Origin of the sequence: Streptomyces torulosus (genome assembly GCF_001419765.1) — a bacterium.
In the GTDB taxonomy this organism is placed as follows: Bacteria; Actinomycetota; Actinomycetes; order Streptomycetales; family Streptomycetaceae; genus Streptomyces; species Streptomyces torulosus.
Genome location: NZ_LIRK01000098.1, coordinates 1 through 11,637 on the forward strand (window position 1 = coordinate 1; position 11,637 = coordinate 11,637).

Here is an 11,637-nt window from a genome sequence, read left to right on the forward strand (position 1 = left end):
CCCTTGGAGCGACCGGCGGCGCCGGGAGGGCGGGCTGCGGCGTCGGTTGTGGGGCTGGCCGGGGGGTTGCCGGCACGGCGCCGGGCTGCGGTGTCGTCCGTGGGGACGACGGGGGCGCTGAGAGCGCGGGCTGCGCCGTCAGCCGGGGAGCCGCCGGTGCGGCCGGGTGAGGAGCCTCCAGTGCCCCCGGTGTGGCTAGGCGCGGCCCTTCCGGGGTCGGCGGCGGAGGCGTCGGGACCCCCGCGAGGGTCGGTTCCGGCGTCGGTCCGGCGTCGGCCAGGGCCTGTTGGATACGTACCGCCGTCTCCTCGACTGTCGCGGCGCCCAGCAGGTCCCGCAGGGGCAGCTCCCTCCCGAAGTCGTGTTGCAGGCCGGCCCGGATGCGGACGGCCATCAGGGAGTCGAGGCCGAGGTCGGCGAAGGCGGTGGCCGGTGTGACACGGGCCGGCGGGTGCCCCGTCACGACGGCGATGTGATGGCACAACCGAGCGACGACCGAGACGCCCTCCGCGCCCCGCACCTCCACCGCACCGCCCACCTCCTCCGCGCCCCGCGTCTCCCCACCGACACGCATCGCCATCGCGCCGCCCATCTCGTCTGCGCCCCGCGCTTCCTCCCCGACACCTGTCGCCGTCGCGCCGCGCACTTCCTCCGTGCCCCGCACCTCCACCGCACCTCCGGCAACCGTCGGCGCGGCGGCCGCTCTCGGCCCCCCGCTCGACGCGGCCGTGCCGCTCCCGCGTCGCCCGTCCGTCCACCAGTGGCGTCCATGGCGCCAGCGTGGCCTCGGGAGGTCGGCGACCCGGCCCGGTGGCAGCGGCAGGCGCAGGCCCGCCGTGTGCAGCGTGGCCAGTCGGGTGAGGAACCCGGCGGAGCCGTCGGCGTCGCGGTGGAGGGAGCCCACGGCCAGAGCGCCCGGCGCGGTGTCGGTGAGGGCTCCGGTGAGGACCGGGTGCGGGGAGATCTCGACGAACGCCGTGTGGCCGTCGGCGGTGGCGGACGCGACGGCGCGGTCGAGCCGGACCGGGCGCCGCAGGTTCGCCGCCCAGTGCGCGGCGTCGAAGTGGCAGTCGCCGCGCGGGTCGTCCAGGACGGTGGAGTGGACGGGGATGCGGGGCCGCCCGCCCCGGATGTCGGCCAGGGCGTCCGTCAACTCGGGCAGCAGCGACTCCACTTGGGGCGAGTGCCCGGCGCCGGTCACCCGCATGGCACGTACGGCGCGCCCGTCCCGTTCCAAGGACCGGACGAGCCGGGCCACCGCCGCCTCCTCGCCGGTGACGACCTTCTGGGCGGGCGAGGAGTGCACGGCGACATGGACGCCGGGGAAGTTTCGTTCCAGCGCGTCGAGTTCGTCGTCGGCGAGGTCCGTGACCGCCATGGCGCCGCCGCGCAGCCCGCTGAGCAGCCGAGCCCGTACGGCGACCACGCGGGCCGCGTCCGCCACGTCCAGCGCTCCCGCGCACACCGCGGCGGCCACCTCGCCCAGGGAGTGGCCGATGACGGCGACCGGTTCGACGCCGTACGCGCGCCACAGCTCGGCCAGTGCCAGTTGGAGGCCGAGGAGGACGGGCTGGGCGACCTCCAGGCGATCGAGCGGGCCGCCCGAGGAGAGGTGGTCGTGGAGGGACAGGCCGCACTCCGGGGCGAGTTGTCCGTCGAGTTTCTCCACGGCGGTCGCGAAGGCGGGCTCCTCGGCCAGCAGCCGGCGCCCCATCCCGGCCCACTGACTGCCGTACCCGGAGAACACCCACACCGGTCCCCGCCCTACGAGGTCACGGTCGCCCGTCACGACCTGGGCGCGGGGCCGCCCCTGCCCCAACGCCCGCAGTCCGTCCGCCAGTTCGTTCCGGTCGCGGGCGACGATCGCGGCGCGGACGGGCCCCCGGCCGACGCGTCCGGCGAGGGTGCGGGCCACGTCCGCCAGGTGCGTGGCGTCGCCCTCGGGCCTCCCGAGCCAGTCGGCGAGCCGGGCCGCCGTGTCCCGGATTCGCGCGGGGTCGGCGTCGGAGAGGACGTGGACGCGGGCCGTCGGCGCGTCGGCCGGGGGCGGCAGCAGGGCGCCGGGCCGCCACTCCTCCAGCACGGCATGGGCGTTGGTGCCGCCGAACCCGAACCCCGACACCCCCGCGGTGGCCGTACCGCCGTACCGGGGCCACGGCTCGGGCTCGGTCACGACCCGCAGCCGTTCGTCGTCGAGGGAGCTGCCCTCGGCGAGACAGTGCAGCGACGGCGGGACGAGGTCGTGGTGCAGGGCGAGCACGGTCTTCACCAGGCCGGCGATCCCGGCGGCCGACTCCAGATGCCCGAGGTTGCCCTTGACGGAGCCGAGGAGCAGCGGCTGGTCGGCGTCGCGGCCCGCGCCGAGCACCGCGGCGAGCGCGCCCGCCTCGATCGGGTCGCCGAGCGGGGTGCCGGTGCCGTGCGCCTCGACATGGTCGACGCGCGCCGGGGCGAGCCCGGCGCGCGCGTACGCGGTGGCCAACAGGTCCCGCTGGGCGGCCGGGTTGGGCGCCAGCAGGCCGTTGGAGCGGCCGTCGGAGTTGACCGCGGTGGCGCGGATGACGGCGAGGACGCGGTCGCCGTCCCGTTCGGCGTCGGAGAGCCGCTTCAGCAGCACGGCCGCACAGCCCTCGCCCCGCCCGATGCCGTCGGCCGCCGCCGAGAACGGCTTGCAGCGCCCGTCCGGCGCGAGGGCGCCCGCCCGCCGGAAGGCGACGGTGACCGCGGGGGACAGCAGCAGGTTCACCCCGGCGGCGATCGCCGCGTCGCTCTCGCCGGTGCGCAGGCTGACACACGCGTGGTGCACGGCGACCAGCGACGACGAACAGGCCGTGTCGACGGCCATGCTGGGCCCCCGGGTGTCGAGGACGTACGCCAGCCGTCCCGCCGCGACGCTCAGCGCCCCGCCCGCCGGCGCCCAGGGGTCGACGGCCGCCGGGTCGGCGCCGGTGAGCTGCCCGTACTCGGGTGCGGAGATCCCGACGAAGACCCCGGTGGCGGTGCCCGCGAGGGACGCGGCCGGGACGGCGGCGTGGTCGAGGGTCTCCTGGACGACCTCCAGGAGGATCCGCTGCTGCGGGTCCATGACCGCCGCCTCGCGCGGGGTGATCCGGAAGAAGTCCGCGTCGAACCCGGCGATGTCGTCGAGGAACCCGCCGTACGGCTGGGCGTCGGCGGGCGGGAACGCGGTGAAGTCACGCCAGCGGTCCTCCGGGACCCGGCGGACCGCGTCGACGCCCTCGGTCAGCAGCCGCCAGTAGTCGCCGGGCCCGCGCACACCGCCCGGCAGCCGGCAGCCCACCCCGACGACCGCGATCGGCTCGCCCGGCGGGGCCGTCACGGGGGCCCGTACGACCGGCGGTCGCGCCTCCGTCTCCGTACCGCACAGCCGGGCCACCAGGGCGTCGCCGGTCGACGCCTCCCAGATCAGGGTGACCGGCAGGTCCCGGCCCGTCGCCCGCGACAGGTCCCCGGCGAGGACGACGGCGTCCCGCGAGGACATGCCGAGGTCGGCGAGCGGCCGGTCCATCGGTACGTCCGCCACCGCCGCACCGGTCCAGGCGGCCACCCGCTCGGCGACCAGCCGCCGCAACTCGCCCTCGTCGACGTCCCGGACGGCCCTCACGGGGAGACCTCCGCCCAGGCACCCGCCAGATACCGCTCGCGCGTGAGGGCCCGCGCCACCTTGCCGCTGGACGTCCGGGGCACGGTGCCCGGCGGCACCAGGACGACGTCGGCGAGGCGCAGCCCGTGGCGGGCGGAGACGGCGGCGCGCACCGCGCGGGTCACGGCCGGGACGTCGAGGTCGGCGAGGGTCGTGGTCCGGACGTGCTCCGCGACGACCACGACCTGCTCGCCCGCGCCGCCGGGGACGCCGAGGGCGGCGAGCCGGTCGCGGCGCAGCGCCGGGTGCGCGTCCTGGGCCGTGGCCTCCACGTCCTGCGGGTAGTGGTTGCGGCCGTCGACGACGATGAGGTCCTTCAGCCGCCCGGTGACGACCAACTGCCCGTCCAGGACCGTCCCCAGATCACCGGTGCGCAGCCATGCGCCGGGACCGTCGCCGGGGTCGGCGAACACGGCGCCGAAGACCCGCCGCGTCTGCCGCTCCTGATTCCGGTAGCCGCGCCCCACGTTGGGGCCCCGTACCCAGATCTCGCCGACCTCCCCCTCCGCCAGCGCGGCACGGGACACCGGGTCGGCGATCCGGACCCGCTGGCCCGCCGGGGTGCCGCAGCCGGCCAGCAGCACCGCCCGCGGATCGTCGGGCCGGGCGGGCAGCGCCTTGCCGGTGGCGAGGGCGTCACGGTCGAGCGCGATCCCGCGCACCGGCTCGCCCGGCCGGGCCGCGCTGACGAAGACGGTCGCCTCGGCCAGCCCGTACGACGGGCAGTGCGTCCCGGCCGGGAGCCCCTGCGCGGCGAACGCGGCATGGAAACGGTCGGCCGTACCGGGCCGCACCGGCTCGCTGCCGTTGATCAGCGCGGCCACCCCGTCCAACCGCAGCCCCGCCTTCTGGGCCTCGGTGACGGCCGACGCGCAGTAGTCGTAGGCGAAGTTGGGCGCCGCGCTCAGCGCCCGCGGATGCGCGGCGAGCAGCCGCAGCCAGCGCACGGGCTCGTGCAGGAACGCCACCGGGTCCATGAGCACCGACAGCACCCCCCGCACCACCGGCGCCGCGACGCTCAGCACGAGCCCCATGTCGTGGTAGAGCGGCAGCCAGCCCACACAGGTCACCGGCTGGGCGTCGGCCCCGTAGGCGGTGAGCGCCTGGCGGGCGTTGGCGACGACATTGGCGTGGGTGATCTCCACACCGGCCGGGGTGCGGGTCGAGCCGGAGGTGTACTGGAGGTACGCGACCGCCGTGGCGTCCGGCGGCTCCGGCCGCCACCTCTCGGCGGCGGCGTCGGGCACCTCGTCGGCGGCGACGATCCGCGGGCCCCGGTCTCCGCAGAACTCCCCTACCTCGTCCCGGAGACGGCCCGTCGTCACGACGACGGCCGGGTCCGCGTCGGCCAGCACGGCGGCCAGCCGGTCGCCGTGGCCGGGCAGACCGGGCGGGTACAGCGGTACGGCGACCAGCCCGGCGGTGAGTGCCGCGAGGAACGCGGTGACGTAGTCCGTCCCCTGCGGGCACAGCACCGCGACCCGCTCCCCGGGCGCGGCCTCCTCGGCGAGCCGGGCGGCCACCGCCCGCACCCGCAGGTCCAGCCGCCGCCAGGTCAGCGTGCGGTGCACGCCCCGCGAGTGCGGGGCCGGATGGTCGACGAACGTGAACGCCCGACGGTCGGGAGTGGTCGTGGCCCAGTGCCCCACGTACTCCGGCAGACTCCGGAACGGGGGTGCGAACGGGGGACGGCGGCTGTCCATCGGGCATGGCTCCTCACGTCGCGGGACGGTGCTTGCGGGGGCGGACGGGCCGGTCAGAGCGGGATGTTGCCGTGGCGCCGCTCGGGCATCGCGGCGCGCTTGCCGCCGAGGGCACGCAGCGCGCGGCAGATGTGGGAGCGGGTGTCGCGAGGGGCGATGACCGCGTCGACGTACCCCCGCTCGGCGGCGAGGTACGGCGTGCCGTGCGTCGTCTCGTACGCGGCGACGAGGCGGGCGCGCAGTGCGTCGGGGTCGGCCGACGCGGCGAGTTCACGGCGGTGCAGGACGCCCACCGCGCCCTCGGCGCCCATGACGGCGATGCGCGCGGTGGGCCAGGCCAGGTTGATGTCGGCGCCGAGGTGCTTGGAGCCCATCACCGCGTAGCCGCCGCCGTACGCCTTGCGCACCACCACCGTGACCTTCGGGACGGTCGCCTCGGCGTACGCGTACAGCAGTTTGGCGCCCCGGCGGATGATGCCCGCCTGCTCCTGGCGGACGCCGGAGAGGTACCCGGGGACGTCGGCGAAGGTCAGCAGCGGAATGCCGAACGCGTCGCAGAACCGTACGAACCGTGCCGCCTTCTCGGAGGCGTCGATGTCGAGGACCCCGGCGGCGTGCAGCGGCTGGTTCGCCACGACCCCGACGGGGGCGCCCTCGACGAGCGCGAGGGCGCAGATGATGTTCGGCGCGAACAGCTCCTGCACCTCCAGCAGTTCACCGTCGTCGACGACCGCGCGGAGCACGTCCCGCATGTCGTAGGCCTGCCCGAGCCGGTCCGGTACCACCGTGTCCAGGACCGCCCCGTCGGGAGCGGCCCCCGGCGCGTACCGCGGGGGCCGCTCCAGGTTGTTGGCGGGCAGGTACGACAGCAGGTCCCGTACGGTGTCGAGGGCGTCCACCTCGCCGGCGGCGAGGAAGTGGGCGTTGCCGTTGACGGTGTTGCTGGCGCGGGCGCCCCCCAGTTCCTCGGCGCTGGTGCGTTCACCGGTGACGGTCTCGATGACGTCGGGTCCGGTGACGAACATGTGCGAGGCGCCGTCCACCATCACGGTGAAGTCGGTGATCGCGGGGGAGTAGGCGGCCCCGCCCGCACACGGCCCGAGGACGACCGAGATCTGCGGGATCACCCCTGACGCCCGTACGTTGCGGCGGACCAGCTCGGCGTAGAGGGCGAGCGAGGTGACGCCCTCCTGGATGCGGGCGCCGCCACCGTCGTTGAGGCCGATGACCGGGCAGCCCGTCTTCAGGGCGAGGTCCATCAGGGCGAGGGTCTTCTCCCCGAACGCCTCGCCCATGCTGCCGCCGAAGACGGTCGAGTCCTGGGCGAACACACAGACCGGGCGGCCGTCGATCGTGCCGTGCCCGGTGACCACCCCGTCGCCGTGGGGGCGGTGGGCGCCGTCGCCGGTGGGCCGGGCCCGGACGAACAGGCCGGTCTCGGTGAACGAGCCCGCGTCCAGCAGCAGATCGATCCGCTCCCGGGCGCCGTACTCGCCGCGTCTCCTGGGCCCGCCCGGAGCCGTCGCCACCGCCCGGCGCTCCGCCAGCTCGCGCACACGGTCGGCGGTGCGGTCCGGGGCACGCCCGACGGCGGGGGCGCCGACCGGGCCGGCGGCGGGGGCGCCGACCGGGCCGGCGGCGGGTTCGGGCAGGCGGGTCGGCGTCCGTTCCGCGGGCCGCCTCGTCCGGGATGTCGTCACCTCTAGCGTCACAGCCACCTCCGAAGTGGCTTCCGAATATGGCAGCGCGACGGCAGAGGTCCGGTGTGATCGCCGTTTCGTTTGCGGGAGTTGAGTCCCCCGGGCCCGGCGTTGCTCCCCGGGTGACAACGACCGGTCCTCGACAGGGCAGAAGTTCGGCCGGTCGCCACCCTGGCGTCAGCGACATCCACAGCCGGACACTCACCGATACCGGCGTCACCGCCACCCCGAATGCCGACCAGCCGGGGCGCGCACAGTTCACCCAGCGGTGACGACCGGGAAGGATGGCCCCATGGATGTCGACGCACTACGCCGGGACACCCCGGGCACCGCCCACCGGATCCACCTCAACAACGCCGGAGCCGGCCTGCTCTCCCGGCAGACCCTGACGGCCGTCACCTCCCACCTGGAACTCGAGGCCGCCATCGGCGGCTACGAGGCCGCGGCACGGGAGAGGGAACGGATCGACGCCACCTACACCCATATCGCCCGACTGCTGGGAGGGCGGCCCGAGGAGGTCGCCCTCTTCGACAACTCCACCCACGCCTGGAACGCCGCCTTCTACTCCCTGACGTTCAAGCCCGGCGACCGCATCCTCACCGGCCGCGACGAGTACGGCAGCAGCGTCCTCGCCTACCTCCAGATCGCTCGCCGCACCGGCGCGGAGATCGTCGTCGTCCCCGACGACGAGCACGGTCAGCTCGACACGGCCGCCCTCGCCGACCTCATCGACGAGCGGACCAGGCTGGTCGGCGTCACCCATGTGCCGACCAGCGGCGGCCTGATCAACCCGGCCGCCGAGATCGGCCGGATCACCCGCGCCGCCGGGGTGCCGTTCCTGCTCGACGCGACCCAGTCCGTGGGACAGTTCCCGGTCGACGTCACCGAGATCGGCTGCGACCTGCTCACCGCCACCGGCCGCAAGTTCCTGCGCGGCCCACGCGGCACCGGCTTCCTGTGGGTACGGCCCGAGGCACTGGAGTACCTGGAGCCGCACGTCATCGAGATCCAGGCGGCCACCTGGGACGGCGAGCGGGGCTTCACCTGGCAGCCGGGCGCCCGGCGCTTCGAGAGCTGGGAGACCGGCTACGCCAATGTGCTGGGCCTCGAAACCGCCGTACGCCAGGCCCTCGACCTGGGGCTGGACCGGATCGGCGAACGGGCCCTCGCCCTCGGCGCGTATCTGCGCGACCGCCTCGACGCCCTGCCCGGCGTCACCACCCACGACCTCGGCGCGCACCGCTGCGCCATCGTGACCGCCAAGGTCGACGGCGTGCCCGCCGCCGAGGTCGCCGCCGCCCTGGCGGGACACGGCATCAACGTCACGTACACCGTCCCCGAGCACACCCAGTTCGACACCGAACACCGGGGCGTCCACCCGCTGGTGCGCCTCTCCCCGCACTACTACAACACCGAAGCCGAACTCGACCTGACCGTCGAGACCATGGCCGGCATCGCCTCAGGCGGATGACACGGGGGCCCGGGGCGGACATCCGCCCCGGGCCCCGAGTCCGTGCCGGCCGCCGACCGGTGCCTCAGGACTCCTTGCCGCGGCCGGACATCGCGTCGCGCAGCCGGTCGACGAAACCCATGCCCGGCGCCAGCATCTTGTTGGCCGGGGGCTTGTCCGGCGCGGACGGGTGCGGCCGGGTCGGCGCCGTCTTCTTGGCCGTCCGCACCTTGTCGCCCAGCTGGTCCAGCATCTCCGCCGGACAGGACCGGGTCATCCGGGGGAAGAGATTGCTCTCCTCGTCCCGCACATGGCTCCTGATCTCCGTCATGAGCTGGGTGATCAGCCGGTCGAACTCGGGGTCGTCGGCCTCGCACCGCTCCAGGTCCTTCATGAGACGCTCGGCCTCGGCGTGGTCCTGCAGCTCACGGTCGGCGATCGCGTCCCCGTCGGGCACGTGCTCACGGACCGCCGGGTAGAGGTACGCCTCCTCGGCGACCGAGTGCCGGATCAGCTCGATGGTGACCTGGTCCGCGTACTCCTTGCGTTTGGCGTGCCCCGAGGGCAGCTGTTCGATCTTGCCGAAGAGCTCCTCCACCTCGCGATGGTCGGTCTTGAGTTCCTCGACGACGTTTCCGCCGTGTCCCATGACTCGCTCCTTTCCGCCTGTCCCGGCCGTCTGCTGCGGGCGGGCCCGAAGGGGGCCAGTGAACCCCCTTCGTGTCTGGTATCGACGTATTGATCCCGTGGTGGTCAGGTCGGCCGGCCTCTGTGGCCGAGGACACGTCCGTTGCGTGGCCTGCGCCATTTCCGTCGCGACGGTCCCCGGCTACGTTCTTCGGTGCGCGCTCCCCAGTACCCCGGATGGCCCAGTGCACGCAGATCTCTCTCCCCTCATCGCCGCGACCGCCCAGTGGCTGACCCGCGCCTACCCGGCGGGCGGCGGCGCGATCGACTCCGCCCTCTGCGAGGCCCAGGCCCGGCAGGCGGTGACCGTGGCCGCCTGGCTGCGCTACCCGACGCCGATGGACGCGGGCCTCGTCGGCGTCGCCGGACCCGGCGGCTCGGCCCGGCTCGACTGGATCACCGGCTACGAGACGGCCGACGAGACGGACCCCGTGGCCGAGGACGAGCACGCCTGGCGGAGCTGGGTGGACGAGGTCGTCGCCAGCTGGGCGGCCTGCCTGCTCACCGACCCCGCCCTGGCCGGCGCCGCGGTGACCGCCCTCGCCGGCACCCACCACACCGCCGGTTCCCCCGTAGCCTTCCGCCGGCTGCTCGATCCGGACGTCCAGGACCGCCGGGCCGCCGCGCTGCTGCGCCACCCCGACCTCCTCGCCCCCGTGGCCGGACTCCACCACGCCGGTCTCCTCGACGCACTGCGGCCGGGGCAGGCCCTACCGGCCTGAACCCCGGCCGCGAAAGGGCCCGGCCGCCCGCTACCAGCGCAGCGGAAGGCGCGCCACGAACTCGGTGAGCAGGTTCGCGAGGGTCCGGTGGTCGCTGAGCGACGGATGCCAGTCGCAGCCGAGGAGGTCCAGGGCCGCGTCGCCGAAGAAGAAGTGGCGGACCCGGTCGTCGCCCCGCCGGTTGCGCTCCCGCACGATCCTCGTGGTCGCGTCGGCGAACGGCCGGGTGGCCGACACCACCAGGAACGTACCGGGGCCGTAGCGCGCCCGCAGCCGGTCGAGGAACCCGTGGTAGGCGCTCTCGTAGTCGGCGACCAGTGCCTCCTGGGTGGCCCAGCGCTCACCGGGACGCAGGGGGGTGGAGAAGTCGTTGATGCCCAGACCGATCACGACGACCTGGGGGCGCCAGCTGTCGGGCTTGCGCCACACGTCGCCGTCCACGTTCAGCAGGGCCCGCTCGTAGAACGTGCGGTAGCTGACGCCCGGGTCGCCGCCGTTGTAGTTGCGGACCATGCCGCGACCGGAGATCGCGTTGAGCTGGTGGTCCGCGTCGAGCCTGCGCGCGATCAGCGAGCCGAACGCGAGATCGGCGTTGCTGTTCCGGTTGACGCCGCCGTTGCCCGAGCAGTCCCGCGTCTGCGAGACATTGCCGTACCCGGCGGTGAACGAGTCGCCGATGAACTCGATCTGCCGGGTCCGCGCCCGGGGGGCGCCGAGGATCGCCCCGCCGGGGGCCGCCGTGAACCCGCCGAACCGCCCCACCGCCCACGGGCTCTCCGTGCGCTTGACCAGCCGCACCGTGTGCTCGGTGTCGGACAGGCCGCGGAGCCAGGACACGGTGCGGCCCGGGGTGACCAGTGTGGCGGCGGTCGTCCCGTCGATCCGGACGTCGTAGTCGTTGTTCGTGTCGTCGAGGACGATCCCGATGCCAGTGCCCCGGAACCGCGCCTCGAAGTACACACCGGGCCAGGTGTACTGCACCATCCCGTCGGCGGCCTCCTTGACCCGGCCCACGGTGTGGAAGACGGCCCGTGCGTCGGCGGCCGCCCGCGCGGGGGAGGGGACGGCGGCGGTGGCGAGCCCCGCTGCGGCGGCCGCGACCAGGGTCCTGCGGGAGAGGTGTGACGGTGGGGGCAAGGGGCGAGACATGTGCATGTGACATCCCTTCGACACGCGGACGGACGGGTGCGGAGTATGGGAGCGCTCCCAGTTCATGCGCTTTCGAAGGTGACCGCCCCACACGACCCCGTCAACCCCTCGGGTCGACATCCGTCACGCGCCGGACCGCCGCGACGGCCGCCCACCCGCCAGGAAGCCGGACGGGCGCCCCAGCTACGCCCCCGGCGGACGCGTCAGGCCCTTCTGATACGCGTAACGCACCGCCTGCGCCCGGTCCTTGACGCCCGTCTTGGCGAAGAGGTTGTTGATGTGCGTCTTGACCGTGGCCGGGGAGACCTGGAGGGCACGGGCGATCTCCGTGTTGCTGAGCCCGTCGGCGATACGGGCCAGCACCTCGGCCTCACGGGCGGTCAGCCGGTCGGGGAGCACGGCGGGCGCCGGATCCGGGTGGGCCAGCTGCTCCAACAGACGCCGCTGGACCCGCGGGGACAGGCCGGCGTCCCCGTCCAGCACGGCATGGACCGCCCGTACGATCTCGTCGCCGTCGGCGTCCTTGGTGAGATAGCCGCGCGCCCCGGCCCGCAGCGCCGGG

The 11,637-nt window shown here is 74.8% G+C and carries 8 protein-coding genes; 2 read left to right on the forward strand and 6 right to left on the reverse strand.

Annotation, left to right across the window (positions count from 1 at the left end; translation table 11 throughout):
• From AOK23_RS07945 to AOK23_RS07955, 3 genes are all read right to left on the reverse strand, one after another.
• Positions 1-3,625: type I polyketide synthase (locus tag AOK23_RS07945; protein ID WP_240496302.1), on the reverse strand; the 3,625-nt coding region annotated here is incomplete at its 3' end.
• Positions 3,622-5,367, reverse strand: a complete 1,746-nt coding sequence (locus AOK23_RS07950) for a fatty acyl-AMP ligase (RefSeq protein ID WP_055712043.1) — start codon at positions 5,365-5,367, stop codon at positions 3,622-3,624. The genes AOK23_RS07945 and AOK23_RS07950, both read right to left, overlap by 4 nt.
• A 53-nt stretch (positions 5,368-5,420) precedes the next feature.
• A complete protein-coding gene (locus tag AOK23_RS07955) occupies positions 5,421-6,923 on the reverse strand; it encodes an acyl-CoA carboxylase subunit beta (protein ID WP_055712047.1) in 1,503 nt (500 codons plus the stop codon).
• Between the two features lie 436 nt (positions 6,924-7,359).
• Between AOK23_RS07955 and AOK23_RS07960 the strand changes: the two genes are divergently transcribed.
• Positions 7,360-8,538 carry an aminotransferase class V-fold PLP-dependent enzyme gene (locus AOK23_RS07960; protein WP_055712044.1) on the forward strand — a complete coding sequence of 393 codons (1,179 nt, stop codon included), beginning with the start codon at positions 7,360-7,362 and terminating at the stop codon, positions 8,536-8,538.
• A gap of 64 nt (positions 8,539-8,602) precedes the next feature.
• Here the strand turns inward: AOK23_RS07960 and AOK23_RS07965 are convergent, their stop codons facing one another.
• On the reverse strand, positions 8,603-9,166 hold the full coding sequence (locus AOK23_RS07965) for a hemerythrin domain-containing protein (protein WP_055712045.1): 564 nt from the start codon (positions 9,164-9,166) through the stop codon (positions 8,603-8,605).
• 223 nt (positions 9,167-9,389) lie between these two features.
• Here AOK23_RS07965 and AOK23_RS07970 point away from each other — a divergent pair, with 223 nt between their 5' ends.
• Entirely contained in the window at positions 9,390-9,926 is a 537-nt protein-coding gene (locus tag AOK23_RS07970) for a hypothetical protein (RefSeq protein WP_055712046.1), read from the forward strand.
• A gap of 30 nt (positions 9,927-9,956) precedes the next feature.
• Here the strand turns inward: AOK23_RS07970 and AOK23_RS07975 are convergent, their stop codons facing one another.
• Both AOK23_RS07975 and AOK23_RS07980 read right to left on the reverse strand, forming a co-directional pair.
• A complete protein-coding gene (locus AOK23_RS07975; protein WP_240496303.1) occupies positions 9,957-11,081 on the reverse strand; it encodes an SGNH/GDSL hydrolase family protein in 1,125 nt (374 codons plus the stop codon).
• Positions 11,082-11,258: 177 nt separating this feature from the next.
• Positions 11,259-11,637 (reverse strand): response regulator transcription factor (locus AOK23_RS07980; RefSeq protein ID WP_157877973.1); only part of this gene is annotated, 379 nt, incomplete at its 5' end.